The organism is Halorientalis sp. IM1011 (assembly GCF_001989615.1).
Lineage (GTDB): Archaea > Halobacteriota > Halobacteria > Halobacteriales > Haloarculaceae > Halorientalis.
Window position 1 is genome coordinate 2,903,157 of sequence record NZ_CP019067.1, and the last position, 20,617, is coordinate 2,923,773.

The following is a 20,617-nucleotide window of genomic DNA, read 5'->3' on the forward strand; positions in this document are numbered from 1 at the left end:
GCGACCGCTCGCCGGTCTCGATCTCGACTGAGCCCAAGGCTATCCAGGGGTCAAAACCGACGAATCACGGGAAAATCAGGGGTGGGCGGGAGTGTTGCCACTCACCGCGGCGCTCACAGAGTTCGAGCGTTCCGCGCCAGGAACCGCCATATCTCGGTCCGTTGCCCGTTGAACTCGACGACACCATTTCGGAACGTCGACTCGTCGCGGTTCATGGCCGTCCAGCGCTCGAAGGCCTGCCGGACCAAGAAGGCCGGATCGGGGTCCGCGTCTGGATCCAAGTCACCCAGGCGGAGCTTCATCCGCGCGTCCCGGCGGTCGTCCACGTCGACTCCGTACTTCGCCGCCCACGCCAGGAACGCGCTCGTGCGTTCGTCCAGGCCGCGCTCGGCGGCCTCCAAGGCACGCGCGCCCGCCTCGGCGGCCTTCTGCACGGTGTCTCGCGCTTCCTGTACCGCGTCGTGAACCAACTCCGCGACGTAGGTACTCCGCAACGACACCGACCCATACTCGCGGTCCACCATGTCCTCGATCTCCCGGAGCGCCCGCCGCACGCTATCGACGTGCCGGCCGTGTTCGTCGGCTATGTCCGCAGGCGCGACCTCGCCGCCGTCCGACACCAACGTATCCAGGGACTCCCACTGCACCGGGCTCAGGCCGTCTGCCAGGTGTTTCACCACCACCGATTCCTGTTCGTGCCGAATATGCGCCAGGTCCAACGAAACCGCCTCTCGGTGACCCTCACCCACCGACATGTCGAAGTACGCATCAGAAACGAAGGGGCCGTCCCCGTGTTCCGGCGCGATATCGAGCCCCGCATCAAGCAGGACACTGTGAACGGTCTGACTCAACTCGGCGGCCAGCTCCTCCAGACTCTCCTCGTCGACGGGAATGTGCTCGTCGTCGGGCATCAGACTCGCCTGATAGCTCGACCCCACCTTCGGGTGCCGGAGCGGGTGGTCTCTGTCGAATGAGAGCGCCTGCCGGCTGTAGTAGTGTTTCACCTCTTTCGGCAGGCGGTGGTCCGGGAACGCCTCGCGAATCCGTCGCCGGTCCAACGTCGCCGTGTGGTAGTAGCCCGGCAGGTTCTGGCCGTGGTCATCGTCGTCGTTCTGCACCACCTTCCGGTAGCCTCGGCGGTCGTTCTCCAGCAAGTGGCCCATCGAAGCGATCGGTCCATCTCGCGCGTGGACCGGCCCGCTCGCGTCGGTGTGCAGCCGGACGTACATCTCGGCGTCCTGCACGTTGCTGTACTCGTGTGGTTCCTCGAAGTACCGGCCGTTAATCCCGACCGACAGCGCCGCTTTCTTCAACAACCGCCGGTAGCGGGTGAACTCGATATTGCTGCCGTTCACCCGGACGTTCACCGCCTCGTCGATCTCCTCGGGCACGTCCAACTCGAACGTGTCGCCGTCGTTCTTCTCCACCTCCATGCCCTGCCAGCGCGGGGCCAGGTGCGCATTGAAATCCTGCTCGCCCACCGAATCCTCGCTCGGGTGCCGCTGTACTGAAAGCCGGAACTCACGCATCTCGTCGAGTAGCCAGTCCGTCCCCGTCGGCGTCTGTCGACCGGGATGCACGATCCCGCTGTCTTGGTAGTAGAGTTTCACGACCCACTCCTCGCCGTCGTCGACGAACGTTCCGCGCTGACTCCCGCCGCCAGCCTTCACTTGGGAGTCAGCGGCGAAGAACGGTGCGAGACCGTCCTCCGCGAACAGGAAGTTCGCGGCGAACTCGTGGGGAGCCGGGTCGACCGCGCGCATCCTCAGTCGTCCTCGGCAGTCACTATCGCGTGTTTGACCTCGGCGTCTGTCGCACCCCGGCGGAGTTCCGACGCCCGCACGAACTCCACTGGCCAGGGCACGTCGTCGGGACTCACGTCGACCCCTCCGTGTCGAGTCGGGTCCGCGCTCGACGGAGCAGGTTGCTCACCGTCCCCGGCGACCGCTGAGTATATCGCGCGTACTCCCGCGCGCCGTAGGGCCCCTGATCGACGGCCTCGTAGACCTCGCGTTCGGCCTCGGTCAGTCGGGACAGGTCTGGTTTGGCGAAGTCCCAGAGGTTCGCCTGCTCGGCGCTCACGCCTGCCCACCTCCCTGGATCGAGAACTCAGCAAGCGGCCGCTGTCTGAGCGCGTCAGGTAGCGGAACGTCTGGGATGCTCGGACAGTAGTGCAGCAGGTACTGCACGAACTCACGCGGGATGGCCGACCGGATCTCGGACTCGGACCACTCGGCCGGAATTCCCTTGGCCGCCGCGAGTTCGTGCCGCACGTAGTCCTTCCCAATCGGTATTTCGGCCGTGCCACGGTCCCGAGCGTCGGGAACAGGAAAGCTCGTCTCGAAGTGGCGCTCGTTGTTGATCGGCAGCCCGAACGCCAGCCCGTTCAATCGGCACGGCTCCCGGAGATCGTCGCAGGTCGCGACGTTCTCGATGATGTAGTGATCCGGGTCCACCGCGTCGATGACTGCCCGGACGTTTAGGTCTGCGAACGTCGGATACCGCTCTTTCGGCGTCTGGTCCCAATCGTACCGGCCCGCGTTCGCGTAGGAGAGCTTCGAATACGCCTGACACCGCGGCGAAACCCAGAGCAACGACGGGGACGGGAACCGCGACATGAACGGGACGTGAGAGGCGTCGGCCTGCACGAACTCGCCGGGATAGGTCTCGCTGTAGTCCTGGATATCAATCCCGAGGTGGCGCACGTCAAGTTCGTCCAGGGCCAGCCCGACACCGCCTGGCCCACTGTAGGCGTCGATCACCAACGGCCGGCTCATGACTCATCACCGTCCGCGGCCTCGATCGCTTTCTGAACGATCTCGGGGAACCGGGCCACCAGTTCGAAGTACCGGTCGGCGTATGTCCGAAGCCGTTCGTTCTCCTTTCGGAGCGCCTTGTTCTGAGCTTCGACGAGCGCTTTCGGCCGGTCAGACATGGCGCTCACCTCCGAAGCACTCCGGATTCCCACAGAACTCGTAGTGCGGCCGATACGCGACCGTCGGCACTGTGGTGAACTCCCCCTCGCGATTCTGTTCCCAGCAGGCTGGCCGCGGCTCGTCGCGGTCCGGATCGGGCCGATGCAGGGTGTCGGCGTACTGTGAGCGGTTCCGAACCGTCGTCTCCGGGACTTCGGACCCGGAAGCGGCGGATTTGCTCACGCCCAACACCCCGTTTCGGCCGCTCGGTTGTATTGAGTCACCGCCAGACGGCGGCGGGCCGCAGTTGGTCCCCAATCGAACCCGATTTCAGGGGCCGATTTTGATATCTCCGAACAGGCCGAATGTCCGAACAACAGACGCTCTATCGGCTGTTGGGTTTTGTATTCGTTCCGTGCCGCAACAAGATGGGCGCTGCAGGATTTGAACCCGCGACAGCTTGGTCCGAAGCCAAGTACTCTGTCCAGACTGAGCTAAGCGCCCTCGGCCGTTCGGTAATCAACCGCCCCTGTTAAACGACTCGGTTGGCGTCGGTGGATGTGCCACTGTATCGCGGTCCGCAAACCGCCCAGCAGCGCGACGTATCGGGTGGTTTATCACTCGGTCGTCGGCAGAAGGGGACATGGGAACGGCGGAGCGCGTTCGCGGGCTGGTAGAGTTGACGCGGCCGGTCAACGCGATCGCGGCCGGGGCGTTGACGTTCATCGGTGCGTTCGTCGCCGTCGGCGGGTCGCTCCCGGCCGTGCCGGTCGTCGCGGCCGTCGCCGCGACCGTGCTGGCGACCGGCGCGGGCAACGCGATCAACGACTACTTCGACCGGGAGATCGACCGGATCAACGCGCCCGACCGTCCGATTCCCCGGGGTGCGGTCTCACCGCGCGGGGCGCTCCTGTTCAGCGTCGCGCTCTTTCTCGTCGCAGTCGTACTCGCGCTGGCGCTGTTACCGCTGCTGGCCATCGCCATCGCGGTGTTCAACCTGCTCGCGCTGATCACCTACACGGAGCTGTTCAAGGGGCTCCCCGGTGTCGGGAACGCGCTGGTGGCGTATCTCGGCGGGAGCACGTTCCTGTTCGGGACGGCGGCGGTCTGGCCGGTGGAGCCGACGGTACTCGCGTCGGTGGTGGTCCTCTTCCTGCTGGCCGCGCTGTCGACGCTCGCCAGGGAGATCATCAAGGACGTCGAGGACGTGGCGGGGGACCGCGAGGAGGGGCTGAACACGCTGCCGATCGCCATCGGGGAACGGCGGGCGCTCGGTCTCGCGGCGGCGCTACTGGTCGTCGCCGCCGTCGCGAGTCCAGTGCCGTATCTGCTTGGGACGTTCGGGGTAGCCTATCTCGTCGTCGTCGTGCCGGCGGATCTGGTGATGCTGTACGCGGGCTACGAGGGGTTCGGAGATCCGACGGCCGGCCAGTCACACCTCAAATACGGGATGTTTCTGGCGGCGGTCGCGTTCGTCGTCGGACGTGCAGTACTGCTGGCGTAGTCGCGCTCGCGGGTTCAACGGCGGTCAGCACACAAAAGCATATATGTGTGCCCACAGCAGAATGTAGTACACGGAGTTAGACCGTGGTCCGCACGCGGTCGACCTGTTTCAACGAGACCATTCATGTACGATTTGGGAACCGAGTTCGGAGACGCGACGGTGGATCCCGGGACCAACATCCTCGTCGCCGGGCCGCCGCTGTCCGGCAAGCGTGAACTGGCGATGCAGGCCCTGGAGGCCGGGGCCGAGCAGGGAGAGGGTTCGATCGTCGTCACGACCCGGGACAACTCCGAGCGCGTCCTGACGGACTTTCGCTCGCTGCTCACCCATCCCGAGGACGCACACATCGGTGTCGTCGACTGTGTCACCAAACATCAGGGGCAGTCGGCCTCGGACACCGATACGGTCAAGTACGCCTCGTCGCCGGTCGACATGACCGGGATCGGGATCAAGTTCTCGGAGTTCGTCGAGGAGTTCTACCGCGAGCGCAACAGCAAGCGCAACCGCGTCGTGGTCGACTCGCTGTCGACGCTGCTGCTCTACTCGAACCTCCAGACCGTGTTCCGGTTCATGCACGTGTTCACCAGTCGCATCGAGAACGCCGACGCCGTCGGTATCCACGTCATCGAGTCGACGGCCCACGACGAGGAGACGATGAACACGCTCATCCAGCTGTTCGACGGCGTCGTCCGCACCGACGAGGACCGCTCGGTCACCCTCCAGCTCCCCGGGGTCGACACCGAAGCGGTCGAACCCTGACCTCCGGACAGGTTTTTGGTCGTTCCCGACCTCCGTTCTCCCATGCCAGTCGAAACTGACGACGAACTCCGGGAGATTCTGGAGCTGGAAACCATCGCCGTCGTCGGCTGCTCGTCGACCGCCGGCAAGGCCGCCCACGACATTCCGGCCTACATGCAACGGCAGGGCTACGAGATCGTCCCCGTCAATCCCTACGCCGACGAGATCCTGGGCCGAGAGGCTGCCGACTCGCTGGCCGAGGTCGAGGAAGACATCGACATCGTCGACGTGTTTCGCCCCAGCGAGGAGGTGTCGGGAATCGTCGACGGGGTGCTCGAACGGGACGACGTGGAGGTCGTCTGGATGCAACTCGACATCACGGACGACGACGCGGCCGCACGGGCCGAAGACGCCGGGCGTCGGGTCGTGCAAGACAGGTGTCTGAAAGTCGAACACCAGCGGCTCATGGGCTGAGGGCCGCGCGATCCGCCACTCAGTCCTCTGGTTCGGCGGCGCTGCCGCCGGCCGCGCCGCTGGTTTCGGCGCCGTTCTCGGCACCGTTCTCGGCGCTCTCCCCGGTGTCGGCCTCCTCGATGGCGGCTTCGGCCAGAACCTCGTCCACGTCGATCCCCTGTTCGCTGGCCAACTGCTCGACCAGCACCCGCTGTTCGTCGAGGTCGTGTGCCATCGTGTCGACCTGTTCGCTGGTCTTCTCGACCTTCGAGCGGAGGTCGTCGATCTCCGCCCGCAACTGGTTCATCTTCTCGTAGAGGTCTTCGGCCGCCGAGATCATCTTCTCGATCTTCTTTTTCGTGTCACCGAGTCCGACCATGCGGCATCGTTTAGCGCGCACGCTTGTGGCCGTTTCGGCTGACCGGCGCGTCTGATCGCCCGCACAACGCCGCGATTAAGTCCTGTCGGCGACCAGAGGGGGTATGGACGACCTCCGGATCGCCCCGCTCGTCGGTATCGTCGGCTGTCTGGCCGTCCTCCTCGCCCTGGCCGCGCCCTACGTCCTCGTCGAAGACGTGGCCGGCGTCGGCCTCTACTACGGATCGGGTGCGATCAACCCGCTGCTGGCCGGGCTGTTCGCCGCAGTCGCCCTCATCGCGCTGGCCGCCGGCCGCGAGGGGCGCTCCGATCCCGCACTCAGTGCCGGCGTCGCGCTGGTTCTCGGTGCGGTCATCGCGGTCATCGCGGTCGCGTGGGCGCTGACCGTCCGCGTGGACGTGGTCGCTATCGACACGGCCCACCGCTGGATCGTCGCCGGGGCGAGCGTGTTCGTCCCCGCCGGCTCGGCGTGGTTCGCCCGTGCGCTGGGGTTGCTCTGAGTGGCGGCCCGAGCGACGGACGCATTGACCACGTGGAAATCGGGCGACGGGGGCGCATCCGAAAGGCCCTTATGGGGCTCCGGATAAGGAGGGAGTGGACTAGGTCGGGCAGTTAGGCCCTGCCCTGAACCCGCGATATGGTCTTTAGCGGGGACCGAAGCTCGGGGGCGTCCGGTCAGACGGACGCGGGCCCCGCAAGCCAACGTCGAAGCCTCGTCCTGCGGGGGCGGCGGTCCCCACTGGCTCGCCTGCAGGGGCGATCCGGTGCGGTTAATCGGGGACACCCCGTCAGGCGCGGAAGCGAGCAGCGGATCCCCGGACACCCGTCGCTCGTAGGGTCGCGGGGTGGAGGAGGCACGCGGGATTACCCGCGCCCGAACGCCGGGCAATCCCGAGGTCCATTCCATTCATACCGTCGTTTTCTCTCCATAGATGCACGTAAACTCGCCATCGTGTCTCGTTCACGCGTCCAAAAAAGAGGGGTCGCGACCGCGACGGATCGGGGGACACACCCGAATCGACGCTGGACTCGTGGCGCTCGTCACTCCTCGGGCGTGGCCGTCTCGGTCTCCTCTCCCTCGTCCTCGTCGTCGGCGACCTCACCGTCGGTTTCCTCGGTGTCGTCTTCGTCGTCGGGTTCTTCCTCAGTTGCCGCTTCGTCTTCATCCAAGGCGTCCTCGTCGGTCGCCTCGCCGTCCTCGTCTGTGGTGTCTTCGTCGGCGGTGTCTTCGTCGGGTTCCTCGATGTCACCGTCGATCACGTCGGATTCGCCGATCTCGATCGGTCCGGCTTCGGTTTCGTTTTCGGCGTCTTCAGTTTCGTTCTCGGTGTCTTCTTCGTCGGTATCGTCCGCCGCGTCACCGTCGGGTTCGGGGACGATATCGGGTGACAGTTCCTCCGGGCCAGTGGGGTCGGTCAGCTGGAGAACCTGGAGGGTCTCGTTTTCGTCGTCCGAACCGATGGCCAGCACCGTGGCCGCCTCACCGGCGGCGAGGTCGGCGTCGACGGTCTGGACGACCTCACCGTCCGGGCCGCCGGTGCGGATGTCGAGGGTGTAGTCGCCCTGGGGGATCGTCTTGTACGGCGAGGATTCGCCGAACGCGACGTCCTCGAACACGACGCCGCCGGTCTCGTTGAGCGTCACCGTGACCGCGGAGGCGTTGGGGACGAGATGGCCGACCCTGATGGACCCGAACTCGGCGTTCGGCTGGGTCGCGTTGTCGAGGAACACGACTGGGTCGACCTGTGCCTCACCGTCCTCGAACTGGCCCGCGGCCGCGACGGTGTAGTTCCCGCGCTCTTCGGTCTCGATCTCCGTGTCGAGCACGACGCCACCGGGTTCCTCGGCCGCGACCATCACGATGGAGTGGTTCCCGGGTTCGACCTCCTGATAGCTGGCAACCTCGCCGGGATCCACCTCCTGAAGGACACGATCACCGTCGATGTACACGTCCACGGCGGGACCGCCGGGCACCGCGTGTACGAGACGGATCTGAGAGCCGGGTTCCTGCTCGTCGTCGTCCTCCTGTGCGACTGTGGGGCTGACCGCCGCCAGACCCCCGACGGCGACCAGAAGCAACGTAATCGCCACCACCTGCGTACTGCGTTTTCTTGCTGAAACCATGCACCACCAGTTCACCACAGGCCAATCCTTGGTTATGCGGAAAGTAGTAGACGCGACGACTGTTGCACGCACAGGTAAGTGCAGGCGGCCGGAACTGTCACTGGTGGTGAATATAGCCACCGACCGCCGGAACTGGCTCGGTACTGTCCGCGAGCGTGAACGAGTGCATCCGGCGTATGGACTGTCAAACCCAGGTACAGCAGGGGTCCGAACCGATCCGCAGGAATCCGGTATCCGAGAGCCCGACGGTTCTCGATTCCCGGGTTCTTTCGAGTTTGTCCGGCTTTCTGTCGGCAGACGGATCGGACGAGCGGCGGGAGCGCCCCGGAATCGACTCGCGGGGACTGACTGTCGCCGGTGACGAAACGTTGCGCCAGTTGCAGTCGCGGTAAGCCGATCCCCTGTCGTTTCGCTGGCGGCCGGCATCCGGATTACCGGGGCGCGAGGGCGACCCGACCCCGCTCGCCACGCTGATCGGCGGTGGCCACGGTGGCATGGTGAAGGGGAGCGAGCCAGAGCCTGCCGGATGTCCGGCCGGCCGCTGACGGTTTCGGACACGCACGGATACACTCGGTTTCGCTGCACCACGGTCGACCCGTGGGGCTGGTACGCGCTGGATTACAATCTCGGAGTCCGCTCTTCCCGACGGGAGGGATGTCCGGAGGACGGATCACGGAGATAGAGGACGTCGAACCGGCGTACGGGAATAGAGACATCGACGCCGTGGCGCGGGAACTCGATCGGCAGTCGCTGGCGGAACGGGCCCGGATCGGTCAGCGGACCCGCCGCCGACTCGGCTGGCTCGCGGTCGTGTTCGTCGCTGGCTTCCTCACGAGTGTCTGGATTGCTGGCGTCCGGCCGGCCGATCCCGCCGCTGTGGGTCGGCTGTTCGTCCCGTCGGTGATCGTCGCCGGCGCGGTCTTTCAGACACTCGATTCGGCCGCCGGGATGGGGTTCGGGACCGCGCTCTCTCCGCTCCTGTTCTCGCTGAACTACGCGCCGCTGGAGGTTGTCCCGGCCCTCCTCGTCACCCAGAGTATAAGCGGCTTACTCGCCGGTGCGATGCACCACGAGTTCGAAAACGTCGAGTTCTCGATCCGGCCGCCACTGACCGACGCGACCCGTGCCGTGCTCGTGCTGACCGCAGGTGGCGTCGTCGGTGCCGTCCTGTCGATCCTGATCGCATACCTCGCGCTAGGGCTCCCCGGAACCGTGATCGAGGGGTACGTCGCCGTTCTCGTGATCGGCATGGGGGTAATCGGTGTCGCCAGACAGTATCTCCCGCGCTCGAACGTCTACCGCCCGCGCCGGCTGGTCGGGTTCGCCCTGCTGGCGGGCGTCAATCAGGGTATCTCCGGCGGTGGCTTCGGCCCCGTCGTGACGCTCGGGCAGATCTTCGCCGGTGTCTACGAGAAGACCGCGGCGGCGATCACCGCGCTCGCGGAAGGGCTGGTTTCGATCGTCGGAACGCTCCTGTACCTGACGCTGTTCGCAGTCGGCCTCTCCGTCGAGTTCGTGTTACTCCCCTCCCTGCTCGTCGGATCGGTTTTCGCCGCCGTCCTCGCACCGTACCTGGTCCGGGTTGTCCCTGGAAAACTGCTGGCGTATCTCATCCCCGTCTACGCCTTCGGGATCGGGCTTGTCGTGCTCTTGCAACTCGCGTGACCGTCACCTGTGGGTCGTAGGCGCGTTCAAATACGACTGTGGCGAATACGCTCCCGTTAACAGGCTCGTACTGACCGCGTACTAACGGATGACTGGCCCGACGCTCGGTGAAAGATGCGACTGGCCACCGACGGCTGGGACGAACGCCCCGCCGAGACCGGCAGTCGGTGTCGGTGCGGTCGGCTGCCGCCGCTGTGTCACCGATTGCGATGCCAGAGCCGTGCTCGATCCGGCGATCAACTTCGGTCGGCAGCCGTCCGCCAATGAAACGGCGTGCCCTCCTCCTTGCGATCGCAGTGACCGCCATCGGTGCGGGACTGTTGCTCGCCGGGCCCGGAACTGGCGACGCTGGAACGGTCGCCGATGACTGCGACGCGACCGATAGCACGACGACCCCCCGCGTCACACCGTCCCCGACCACGCTGACCGACGACTGCGGGGAGGCCGGGGGTGACGACAGCGACGCGGAGACACCGATCGTTGACCCGGAAGAGACCGACGCCCCCGACGATGGCGACGGAGCCCCGCCTGACGAGTCGGACGACGGTCCCGTGACACCGACAGACGACGAACCGGCGAATGGCGGCGACTCACCCCCAGGCGAGTCGGACGACGGCGACGGGACATCGGCGGACGGCGACGAGTTGGTGGGTGGGGACGAACCGACGGACGGGGAGACACCGGCCGATGGAGAGACACCCGCCGACGGCGGCGTCCCCGGCGACGGTGAAACGCCTGCTGACGGGGGCGACGGAGGAGTCACACCCACTGCGGACGGATCGTCGCCGGGCGAGCAGACGCCGACCGACGGTGTGCCCGTGGAGACGCCGTCCGCTCCGTCCGACGGTGAGTCCCCCGCCGACGGAGACACGCCTGCGGGTGAGCCCACTACCCCGGAGTCCGGGACGACACCGACCGACGGCGGAGGCGGTACACCCGGGAACCAGACGACGCCGACGCCAGGCGACGGTACCGGGACGCCGACCGACGGAGTCCCGGGTGACGGCACCGACCCCGGCAACCAGACCGGACCGGGGTCACAGCCCGACGACGGTAACCAGACGACTCCTGGAGGGGATGCCGGTCCAACACCGGAACAGACGGAACCGGTCGCGGGCGAACCCGACCTCGAGGCGTTCGCGCCCAACCGGACCGTCCAGCCCGGTGTCGACCGGCGACTGGCGATAAGCGTCGTCAACTCCGGCACTGTCGAGGACGGCGGAACCGGGACCGACCCCGAGGCGGAACAGGCGGTCACGACGGCCAGGAACGTCCGGGTGACACTCACCGAGGGGGACGCGCCCGTCACCGTCGAGTCCGGGACGGTTCCACTGGGCGATCTGCAAAGCGGCGCAGTCTCGCGTGCAGGGTTCGACATCGCCGTCGACGACGACGCCGATCCGGGGACCTACGAGCTCGACGCCGAGATCGAGTACGAGTTCACGGAGGAGATCGACGCGAACGACAGCGACAGGGACGAGGAGAGCGTCACGGTCCCGGTCGAACTCGTCGTCACCGAACAGGGCCGCTTCGAGGTGGAATCGGTCGACGCCGACCTGCAGATCGGCGAGCAGGGAACGGTCGAACTCGATCTGGAGAACACTGGCTCCGCGGACCTGACGGAGGCTTCGGTACTGATCCGCTCCCAGACCGGTGCGCTCCTCGTCGACGGGAGCGCCGGCCGGCAGGGAACCGGCGAGAACGACGGGGCCGCCGGTGCCGGGGCGTCCCGCTTTATCGGCGACTGGGACGCCGGCGACACCGAGTCGATCACGTTCTCGGCGACGCCGACCAACCGCTCGGCGACACAGGAGTACGCACTAGAAGCCGTCGTCCGGTACGTCGATCCCGACGGCGACCGACGGCGCTCGCGCGACCTCACCTTCGGCGTCACGCCCGAGGAGGAACAGGAGTTCTCGCTGTCGGATCTGGAGGGCGACCTCGAGGTCGACGCCGACGGCACCATTAGCGGGGAGATCACCAACGAGGGGCCGGATCCGGCCACCGACGCCGCGGTCCGGTTGGTCACCGGCGCGGACGTGGCCGTCACCGCCACCGGCGAGACCGACGCCACGGTCGTCGCCCGCCGCGAGTCGGTGTCGCTGAGCGATCTCGACGCCGGCGAGACGGCCGACTTCGAGATCCCGGTCACGGTGCCCGACGACGCCGAACCCGGCCCCGTGCAGGTGCGACTGGTCGTCGACTACCTGAACGCCGACGGCGACCCGCGCGAGAGCCGACCGCTACGTGGTTCGGTCGAGATCGACGACGAGGAACCAGACTTCGACCTCGACGAAGTCGACGGCGACGTGCAGGTCGGCGAAGCGGGGACTGTCTCGCTGGAACTCGACAACGAGGTCGGCGAGGATCTCACCGAAGCGCGCGTGTCGCTCACCTCCCGGAGCGGCGACCTGCTCGTGGACGGGAGCGCGAACGCCTCCCGGTTCGTCGGCGACTGGGAGGACGGCGACTCCGAGACCGTGACGTTCGACGTCACCGCGACCAACGACTCGACCGTCGCCGAGTACCCCCTCACAGTCAGAGTCGCGTACACGGTCGACGGGGACGACGAGCGGTCGGACCCGATCCGGACGAGCGTCGAACCCGACGCCGAGCAGGCGTTTACGATCCGGAACGTCAGTGCCACGCTCCGGGTGGGTGATGACGGCACCGTAGAGGGACGCGTGGAGAACACCGGGTCTCGGAACGTCTCGAACGCCGCGCTGGTCGTCGAGACCGGCGACGAGACCGTCACCGCCGACCGGCCGTCGGTCCCGATCGGTGACCTCGCGGTGAACGAGAGCGAATCGTTCACCTATCCGTTCGAGTTGGCCGACGACGCCGAACCCGGCCCCCGCCAGCTCCGCTTTGCCGTCGAGTACGAGACCGAGGACGGCGACCGCCGGCGGAGCGACCGGGACACCGTCACGGTCACGGTCAGCGCGGAACGCGACGGCTTCGCGGTCGTCGACACGACCGTCGAGACGCAGGTGGGCGATACGGGCACACTGACGCTAACAGTCGTAAACCGGCGGTCGGAGACGGTGAGCGACGCACGGGTCGGGCTCAGATCCAACAGCGCCGAACTCACCGTCGGTGGCGCGGACAACTCGACGCGGTTCGTCGGGGGGTGGGACCCCGGCGAGAACCGGACCGTCGAGTACGAACTCCGGGCCGCCAACGACAGCGCGGTCCAGGCCTACGCCGTCCGGGCGCTGGTGGCTTACACGGACGACGGGGGCGACGACCGCGAGAGCGACCCCATCCGCTTCGGTGTCGTCCCGCTGGCCGAACAGGCCTTCACCATCGCGAACGTCACGAGTACCCTCCGGGTCGCCGAGGAGGGAGTCGTCGAGGGTCGGGTCCGCAACGAGGGGCCGGGCAACGTCACCGCGGCGGTCCTGCGACTGGAGACCGACACCGAGACGACGAACCCACAGGAGACCGAGTTCGCACTGGGCGACCTCGGAGCCGGTGGCTCCAGCCCCTTCTCCGTCCCGGTCGAGATCACCGAGGACGGTGCGGCCACACCACGATTGCTCAGCTTTCGCGTGGCCTACGCCGACGACGGCGGCGACCGGACGGCGAGCGACGAACTAACGGCTCGCGTCCGGGTCCGCCCCGAGCGCGACCGGTTCGCCGTACGCGGGGTCGAGGCCGCAGTCGCCCAGGGAGAGACCGGGACCGTGACGCTCGTCGTCCGGAACGTCCGGAACGACACCCTCCGGGACGTGAACGCCAAGGTGTTCGCCGACGACCCACTCGACACCGGCGACGACGAGGCGTTCGTCCCGGTTCTGGAACCCAACGAGACCGTTCGGCTCGATTTCGACGTGAGCGCCGCGGGTGACGCCAGCACCCGAACCGTGCCGCTGCGCGCCGACTTCGAGTACGAACTGCCCGACGGCGACACGGAACTCTCCGAGACCTACCAGATCGGCGTGAACGTCACGGAACCCGAAGAGGACGGGCTCATAAGCCGACTCTGGCCGCTGGGGCTGGTCACCCTGCTCGCGCTGACGGGTGGACTGGTCGGCCGGCGGTTCCGGAGCGAGTGATGAAGCGGACGGAGACCGTCGCGAACTGGGTCGTCGACCGGCCGAAGACGGTCGTCCTCGGCTTCCTGCTGGTGACAGCCCTCTTCGCCGTCGGCCTCGGCCAGGTCTCGACGACCGCCGGGACCGAGCAGTTCACGGAGGGCACCCCGGCTCAGGAGGCCTTCGAGGACGTCCAACGGGAGTTCGGGGCCCCATTCGGGCCGGATAGTGGGACGACACAGTTGATCCAGACGGACCGGAACGTCCTCGCGAAGGGCGAACTGCTCGCGACGCTCCGGGCGCTCGAGGCCCTCGCCGAGCGCCCCGACCTCCGGGTCGAGTCCACCCAGAGCGCGGCGGGCCTGATAGCCACCGAACTCGACCCGGACGCGACGACGCTCGCCGAGAAGCGCCGCGCGATCGACCGCGCCGACGAGGCCGAGATCGACGCCGCCGTCGCGACCCTCTCGGACCGACCGTCGTTCACCGACCTCGTGAGCGACGACTTCAATCCGACCAGTGCCACCGCGAGCGCGACAGTCGCGGTCGTCACCCACCGGATCCCCACGGAACTGGACGAAGGGGGCGGCGGTGGCGGTGAACCCGGGCCGATGACGCCGATTCAGCTCCGGTCGCGGGGGATCGTCGACGCGGTCGACGCCGACCTCCGGGTGTTCGGGCAGGGGATCATCGCCGCGGAGTTCTCCAACGTGATCGGTGACTCCCTGCTCCTCGTGGTCCCGGCCGCGATCGTACTCATCCTCGCCTTCCTGATCGTCTCCTACCGCGATCCCGTCGATCTCGCGCTGGGGACGATATCGCTCGCCATGACGCTCGTCTGGACGTTCGGCTTCCTCGGTCTCACCGGGATCCCCTTTACGCAGTTTCTGATCGCGGTGCCACCCCTGCTGCTGGCGGTCGGGATCGACTTCGGCATCCACACGATCAACCGCTACCGCGAGGAACGGGTCACCGGCGCGGGCGTCGACGCGTCGATCCGGCGGGCGCTCGACCAGTTGCTCGTGGCCTTCGCCATCGTCACCGGGACGACGGTCATCGGCTTCGCCGCCAACCTGACGAGCAGGCTCGCGCCCATCAGGGAGTTCGGGATCGTCGCCGCCGTCGGCATCGCCTTCACCCTCCTCGTGTTCGGCCTCTTCCTCCCGGCGGCGAAAGTCGCCAGCGACCGGTTTCGGGCGGCCCACGACCTCCCCGCGTTCGGCCAGCAACCGCTCGGTCGCGAGGGGTCCCGGCTCGCCACCGTCCTCTCGGGTGGGGTCGCGGTCGCGCGGCGTGCGCCCGTCGCCTTCCTGGTCGTCGTCCTCCTGGTCTCCGGCGGGTCGGCCGCCTACGCGACCGGGATCGACACCGCGTTCTCCCAGGAGGACTTCCTGCCGCCCGAGGAGACGCCCGCTTACCTCGAGGATCTGCCCGAACCGTTCGCGCCGAACCAGTATACCGTCACTCGCGATATCCAATTCCTCGAAGACAACTTCGAGGCCGCCCAGGGGGAGACGGTGACGATATTCCTGCAGGGGCCGCTGACGCGGGACACGACGCTCGAATCGGTGCAGAAGGCCGGTCGGAACCCGCCGGAGTCGTTCGTCTCCCGCGACCGCCGGGCCGACTCCACCAGCATCGTGACGGTGATTCGCGACTACGCCAACGAGTCCGCGGAGTTCCGGGCGCTGGTAGAGCGCAACGACGTGGACGACGACGGCGTCCCTGACGACAACCTCCGGCAGGTGTACGACGCGCTACTCACCTCGCCACAGCGCGACCGGGCGCTGCAGTACGTCACCGAGGACCGCCGGTCCGCCCGGGTCGAGTACGAGACGGAAGCGACCGCGTCACAGGACGCGATCACCGCCGACGCTCGCGAGGTAGCCGACCGGTACAGGCCCGACGCCACCGCGACGGGGCAGGTCGTCGTCTTCCAGTCGATCGCCGCGCTCATCCTCCAGTCGGCGCTGGTGAGCCTCGCCACGGCGCTCCTGCTGGTCGCCGTCTTCCTGGTCGCCGTCTACGCCGTCCTCGAAGACGAACCCGCGCTGGGGCTGGTCAACCTCCTCCCCATCGCGGTGTCCGTGGCGCTGATCGCCGGGACGATGCGCCTGCTCGGCCTCTCCTTCAACGCCTTCACCGCGACGATCCTCTCGATCACGATCGGGCTGGGCATCGACTACTCCGCCCACGTCGTCCACCGGTTCGCCGACGAGTACGACGGTGACGACCCCTTCCCGGCGCTCCGGCGGACTGTCGCGGGAACCGGCGGCGCGCTCACCGGGAGCATGCTCACGACGGCGGCCGGGATCGGCGTCCTCGTGTTCGCGCTCACACCGGTCCTCGGCCAGTTCGGCCTGCTGACCGCGCTCAGCATCGTCTACTCCTACGTCGTCGCTATCGCGATCACGCCGTCGGCCATCGCCGTGTGGGCGCGCTACACGGACTGAGCGCCACCCCTTCCACCGTATGGCCGCCCCAAAATCGAGCGGTCGTCCGCAACTACGCCGAAAGCATCGGGTCGGGTGCAGGCAGTCGTTCCGGGAATACCCCTTTCTCCGTGCTCGCCGAATCCACGGGCGATTACGCCGACCGGCGGCGGTCGGCGACCGTGACACATCGACCATGGTATCCGACGACACCGCCGACCGCGACGGCACCACCGAGAACGGGTCGACGCGGGAGCAGTCCGGGGAGCGAACGTACAGCGACTCCGAGCGCTCGCTGGCCGCGAACCGGCTGACCGTGATGGTCGGCGGCGTGTTCCTGGTCGCACTGGGGTTGCTCGCGATCCTCGCCCCCTATCTCACCGGGATCGCGATCTCGCTGGTACTGGGTGCGCTGCTCGTGATCGGAGCGCTCGTCCAGATCGCCGCGGCCTTTTCCGTGCAGGCCTGGCGGGGCGCGGTCTTCGGCGTCCTCATCGCCGTGCTATACGGAGCCGCCGGGATCACGATGCTGGCCAATCCCACGCTGGGACTGGTGGCGCTGACGCTCGTCCTCGGCGTCTTCTTCCTCTCCGAGGGACTGCTCCAGCTGGTGATGGGCCTGCGCCTCAGGAAAAACGAGAACTCGGGCTGGCTGGTGGCCTCCGGGGTCGTCGCGGTGTTGCTGTCCTCGTTGATCCTGCTCGGGTTCCCGACCAGCGCAGACTGGGCCGTCGGCCTGCTGTTCGGCGTGAACCTGCTCACGAGCGGTCTCGCGCTCGTCATGGTCGCGACGGCGGCCCCGTCCTCACGGGAGAGCGGGACGACTCGCCGCGTCGGTGAGCCGGGAACCGGATCGTCCTGAGATCGGTCCCGCCGCCCGCGCGCTGGCCCATCTGCGATCCGGCTGCCCGACATTACTCTCCGTCGACGACGTGGTGCGGGCCGAGCGGGCCGTGCTCGGGACAGGCCCCGACGATGGGCGTCGCGTTGCAACAGCCGCCCCGCCGACCGGTCGCGACCAGTCCCGTCGTCAACGCCGCCCCGCAGAGCCGACAACGCGGCGAGTCTCCCATCACTCACCACGCGTCCCGGAGGACGCCTTCGAGGTCCTCGACCGTGGGGTCCAGATCGGCCGGTGCGTAGCCCATCATACTGTCGTCCAGCGTGTACGCCGCGATGTCGGAGAGGTCCGACTGGCTGATCCCATCGAGTTCCCTGATGCTCGACGGCAGGCCCAGCGCGTCCCGGATCTCGGCGACCCGTGAGACCACGGCGTCGGCCAGTTCGTCGTCGCTCACGCCTGCGGTGTCGACGCCCAGCCCGTCGGCCAGCAGGCGACGCCGGCCGTCGACGCGCTCGAAGAGGTATTCGAGGGCGTGCGGTGCGATCACGGCGTGGGCGACCCCCTGCTGGACCGGGTAGCCGGCGGTGAGGCCGTGCCCGAAGGCGTGGAGCAGCGAGAGGGTCATCCCGTCCGGTCGGGAGGCCCCGTACTGGGCGAGGACGATTCCCGGAACCACCCGCTCCAGCGCCGCGTCCGTGTCCTCGCGTAGATCCGGCAGCCCATCGGAGAGCAGTTCGAGCGCGCGCTTGGCCGTCGCGTCCGTCACGGCCGATCGCGTGCTGGCGTAGAGGGTCTCGACCGCCTTGTCGAAGCCGTTCATCGCCGACCCGGCGAGCACGTCCGTCGGCGTCGTCGCGAACAGGTCCGGGTCGTACAGCAGGCCGGCGGGCATCAGCGATTCGGCGAAGAGACCGCCGCCGACCGGTTCGTCGACCAGCCCTGAGGCCGGTGTGGCGGTGATCCCCGCGGCCATCGAGAGGTCCGCCCCCGCGAGCGTCGTCGGGACCGCGACGATGGGGGGCACGTCGTCGGGGGCCGCGATGATGCCCGTCGATTCGAGTTCGGCCGCGAGCGCCTCGGGGTCCTCGTCCCGGCCGGCCAGCACCGCGATGGCCTTCGCCACGTCGAGACTGCTCCCGCCGCCGAGACTGACGAGGGCGTCGGCGTCCACGTCGCGCATGGCTTCCAGCCCCGCCACGGCGGCACCGAGTCGTTTGTCAGGGGTCGTCCCGGCGAACGTACCCGCGTGGGCGTCGCCGAGGCCGTCCTCGACCGGGTCGATCACCGCGGGCGTCGACCCGACGGTCTTCCCGCAGACCACCAGCGCCCGTTCCGCGCCGATGTCGGCGAGCTCGTCGGCCAGCGCGTCCACACAGCCGCGGCCGTACCTGATCGGCCCGTGATCGTAGGCGAACCGAAAGGACTCGTCCATACCCGGCGTAGTCAGGCCGGTGCAATAGGTCTGGTCCCGCCAGCCGGGGTCGTCACTCCTCTTCGTCTTCGAACGCCTCCCAGTCGAGGGCATGCTCGATGGTCTCGCGGTCGGTGTCCTGGGGGCCGCTCTGGAGGATGAACGGCCCGGCGGCGACCGTCCGCAGGGTGATCGTCGACGCCCGTAGGATGTACGACGTGAGCACGATGTACGGTGCGAGCGCGACGGTGTAGGCCAGCAGGACGAACAGTAGCAGCGGCGTGAGGGTGAACATCATCACGTCGGGGAGCAGGTCGGTGTCCAGCGAGAGGATGACGTAGGAGATGAACACGATGGAGGGGAGGGAGACGTAGAGGATACGGCTCGACAGCCGCGCGAGCTCCTGCTTGTAGTAGATCGACTTGAAGTACTCGCGGCCGATCGCGAGGTACTTCAGCGTCTCGACGAGGTCGTCGACGACCGCGCGCTGTTCCTCGGTCAGGTCGTCGCGGTAGGTCCGGTCGAGCATCCGCAGCGCCCGGAGCTGTTCGGAGTGGTCGTAGTTCAGACCCACGAGGAGGACGCCGAACGTACCGCTCCGGGTGTCGCTCAGCGTCGTTCGGGCCCGTCCGACCTGGACGAACACGTCGGTGACGAACGGTTCGATGTCGTGTTGCAGGTCCTCGTCGCCCTGCTCGGCGGCGAGGTTCTGGAGGCGCTGGGTCCGCTCGAAGACGACGTGCAGGATGACCCGCAGGAACTCCGCCGGACGGGCCGGCGTGATCTCCTCCTCGACGAGTTCCCCGAGTCGTTTGCGGTACTTGATCGAGGCGTCGACCCGGTCCCGCTGGCTCTCGATGTCCGTGATCTCCTGGGAGAGCACGACCGAGTTGATCGAGACGACGATCGAGACCAGCAGGATCGTTCCGCTGAGGAGCGTGTTGAACAGGTTCTCGGTCGTGCTGGTCTCGGCGAGCAACACCCGCACGTCGATCGGCCGCAACACCGAGAGCCCCACGAGGACGGCCAGGATGAACACGAGGAGCGACGCCGAGACGACCATCCGTCTGCCCGTCAGCAGGAACCAGCGCGTCAGTCTCCCCTCCTCGTCGCGTCGAGCGGACGTCACCTGTCTGTCGATCCGCCCCACCTGCTCGTCGTCACCCTCGTCACGGTCGCTACCGCTCATGCCCTGCCCTCCGACCGCCGGGTCGCGCTCGGTCGCCGTCCGATCGACAATGGACGCCCACGGTTCGGGCGCGAGGACCGTTGTTAGACACACCGTTGTCGACCCCGCGGTCCCGGGCGTGACGGTACGCTCTACTTACCGATCCGGATCGTTAGACCAGCGCCGCGACCAGTCCGTCCAGCGCGTCGAGTTCGTCGGCGTTGACGCCGTGACCCATCCCCTCGTAGATGCGCGTGGTCACGTCCCCGCCGAGGTTCTCGAGCACCTCGGCGGTCGCGTGGACGCGCTCCTCGGGGATGTGCGGGTCGACGTCGCTACAGCCAAGAAAGACCGGCGTGTCGTCGAGGTCGCCCTCGACCGCGAGGTAGTCGTCGGGGTCGACCGACTCGCCGATCAGTCCGCCCGAGAGGACCGCCAGCCCGCCGTAGCGGCGCGGGTTGCGCGCGACGAACTCGCTGGCGAGACAGCCGCCCTGCGAGAACCCGACGAGCAGCACTCGCTCGTGGGAAATCCCGGCGTCGACCGCGGCCTCCACGGCGTCCCCGATGGATTCGAGACCGGAGGAACGGCCCGGCTCGTTCTGCTCTGCGGGCGCGAGGAAGGAGTTGGGATACCAGGTGTTCCGGGCCGCCTGGGGTGCCAGCAGGGCGACGCCCTCGCGGTGGACCTCGCGGTGGACCTCGCGGCCGAGTTGCTGGACGATGCTCTCCGCGCTCGCGCCGCGGCCGTGGGCGAGCACGACGGCCGCTTCGGCGTCGTCGATGTCGGTCCCGGCGGTGACCAGCGACTGGTTCTGGTGGGGTCCGGTCATCGCTCGATCGACACCTCGTGCCGCGCAGTCCGGGTCTGAACGTTCATGATGACAGGGTACGCCCTCCAGATGTATAGGCGCTCTCTGGCCGGGATGACATCAGGTGACACCGGTGT

At 67.6% G+C, this 20,617-nt stretch carries 18 protein-coding genes, 1 tRNA gene and 1 other RNA gene; 9 read left to right on the forward strand and 11 right to left on the reverse strand.

The annotated features are described in order from the left end of the window. Positions 1-113: 113 nt before the first annotated feature. From BV210_RS15055 to BV210_RS15075, 5 genes are all read right to left on the reverse strand, one after another. Entirely contained in the window at positions 114-1,763 is a 1,650-nt protein-coding gene (locus tag BV210_RS15055; RefSeq protein ID WP_077207439.1) for a MarR family transcriptional regulator, read from the reverse strand. 112 nt (positions 1,764-1,875) lie between these two features. Continuing rightward, a complete protein-coding gene (locus BV210_RS15060) occupies positions 1,876-2,082 on the reverse strand; it encodes a sigma factor-like helix-turn-helix DNA-binding protein (RefSeq protein WP_077207440.1) in 207 nt (68 codons plus the stop codon). Beyond that, positions 2,079-2,777: a DNA cytosine methyltransferase gene (locus BV210_RS15065; RefSeq protein ID WP_077207441.1), complete on the reverse strand. Its 699-nt coding sequence runs from the start codon at positions 2,775-2,777 to the stop codon at positions 2,079-2,081. The genes BV210_RS15060 and BV210_RS15065 overlap by 4 nt, the downstream gene beginning before the upstream one ends. Next, a complete protein-coding gene (locus BV210_RS19985) occupies positions 2,774-2,935 on the reverse strand; it encodes a hypothetical protein (protein ID WP_157526057.1) in 162 nt (53 codons plus the stop codon). The genes BV210_RS15065 and BV210_RS19985 overlap by 4 nt, the downstream gene beginning before the upstream one ends. A 409-nt stretch (positions 2,936-3,344) precedes the next feature. Beyond that, positions 3,345-3,419 (reverse strand) — tRNA-Arg (locus BV210_RS15075). Positions 3,420-3,558: 139 nt separating this feature from the next. On the opposite strand from BV210_RS15075, the gene BV210_RS15080 reads away from it, so the two are divergent. The 3 genes from BV210_RS15080 (at position 3,559) to BV210_RS15090 (ending at position 5,631) form a co-directional block, all read left to right on the forward strand. Further along, a complete protein-coding gene (locus tag BV210_RS15080; protein ID WP_077207443.1) occupies positions 3,559-4,419 on the forward strand; it encodes a geranylgeranylglycerol-phosphate geranylgeranyltransferase in 861 nt (286 codons plus the stop codon). A gap of 123 nt (positions 4,420-4,542) precedes the next feature. Further along, a complete protein-coding gene (locus BV210_RS15085; RefSeq protein WP_077207444.1) occupies positions 4,543-5,178 on the forward strand; it encodes an ATPase domain-containing protein in 636 nt (211 codons plus the stop codon). 42 nt (positions 5,179-5,220) lie between these two features. Continuing rightward, positions 5,221-5,631, forward strand: coding sequence for a CoA-binding protein (locus BV210_RS15090; protein ID WP_077207445.1), 411 nt, complete (start codon positions 5,221-5,223; stop codon positions 5,629-5,631). Between the two features lie 19 nt (positions 5,632-5,650). Here BV210_RS15090 and BV210_RS15095 read toward each other — a convergent pair whose 3' ends face one another. Next, entirely contained in the window at positions 5,651-5,989 is a 339-nt protein-coding gene (locus BV210_RS15095; protein ID WP_077207446.1) for a DUF5798 family protein, read from the reverse strand. A 103-nt stretch (positions 5,990-6,092) separates the two neighbouring features. Between BV210_RS15095 and BV210_RS15100 the strand changes: the two genes are divergently transcribed. Beyond that, positions 6,093-6,488, forward strand: a complete 396-nt coding sequence (locus tag BV210_RS15100) for a hypothetical protein (protein WP_077207447.1) — start codon at positions 6,093-6,095, stop codon at positions 6,486-6,488. A gap of 92 nt (positions 6,489-6,580) precedes the next feature. Further along, positions 6,581-6,892: signal recognition particle sRNA (gene ffs / locus BV210_RS15105), an RNA gene on the forward strand. A gap of 137 nt (positions 6,893-7,029) precedes the next feature. On the opposite strand, the gene BV210_RS15110 is transcribed toward ffs, so the two are convergent. After that, positions 7,030-8,112, reverse strand: a complete 1,083-nt coding sequence (locus BV210_RS15110; protein ID WP_172824908.1) for a DUF4397 domain-containing protein — start codon at positions 8,110-8,112, stop codon at positions 7,030-7,032. Positions 8,113-8,766: 654 nt separating this feature from the next. Here BV210_RS15110 and BV210_RS15120 point away from each other — a divergent pair. The 4 genes from BV210_RS15120 to BV210_RS15135 all read left to right on the forward strand — a co-directional run bounded on the left by BV210_RS15120 (position 8,767) and on the right by BV210_RS15135 (position 17,108). After that, complete coding sequence (locus BV210_RS15120; protein WP_084802651.1) at positions 8,767-9,777, forward strand: sulfite exporter TauE/SafE family protein; 1,011 nt, start codon at positions 8,767-8,769, stop codon at positions 9,775-9,777. A 263-nt stretch (positions 9,778-10,040) separates the two neighbouring features. Beyond that, positions 10,041-13,835: a hypothetical protein gene (locus tag BV210_RS15125; RefSeq protein ID WP_077207450.1), complete on the forward strand. Its 3,795-nt coding sequence runs from the start codon at positions 10,041-10,043 to the stop codon at positions 13,833-13,835. Beyond that, positions 13,835-16,267 carry an RND family transporter gene (locus tag BV210_RS15130; protein WP_077207451.1) on the forward strand — a complete coding sequence of 811 codons (2,433 nt, stop codon included), beginning with the start codon at positions 13,835-13,837 and terminating at the stop codon, positions 16,265-16,267. Before BV210_RS15125 ends, BV210_RS15130 begins: the two co-directional genes overlap by 1 nt. A gap of 175 nt (positions 16,268-16,442) precedes the next feature. Then, positions 16,443-17,108, forward strand: coding sequence for an HdeD family acid-resistance protein (locus BV210_RS15135; protein WP_172824909.1), 666 nt, complete (start codon positions 16,443-16,445; stop codon positions 17,106-17,108). A gap of 52 nt (positions 17,109-17,160) precedes the next feature. On the opposite strand, the gene BV210_RS20325 is transcribed toward BV210_RS15135, so the two are convergent. The 4 genes from BV210_RS20325 to BV210_RS15150 all read right to left on the reverse strand — a co-directional run bounded on the left by BV210_RS20325 (position 17,161) and on the right by BV210_RS15150 (position 20,501). Beyond that, complete coding sequence (locus BV210_RS20325; RefSeq protein WP_172824910.1) at positions 17,161-17,319, reverse strand: hypothetical protein; 159 nt, start codon at positions 17,317-17,319, stop codon at positions 17,161-17,163. 3 nt (positions 17,320-17,322) lie between these two features. Beyond that, positions 17,323-18,522 (reverse strand): iron-containing alcohol dehydrogenase family protein, encoded by a 1,200-nt coding sequence (locus tag BV210_RS15140; RefSeq protein WP_077207452.1) that lies wholly within the window; start codon positions 18,520-18,522, stop codon positions 17,323-17,325. A 52-nt stretch (positions 18,523-18,574) separates the two neighbouring features. Continuing rightward, entirely contained in the window at positions 18,575-19,690 is a 1,116-nt protein-coding gene (locus BV210_RS15145) for a hypothetical protein (protein WP_077208083.1), read from the reverse strand. Positions 19,691-19,841: 151 nt separating this feature from the next. Beyond that, positions 19,842-20,501, reverse strand: a complete 660-nt coding sequence (locus BV210_RS15150) for an alpha/beta hydrolase (RefSeq protein ID WP_077207453.1) — start codon at positions 20,499-20,501, stop codon at positions 19,842-19,844. Positions 20,502-20,617: the final 116 nt, after the last annotated feature.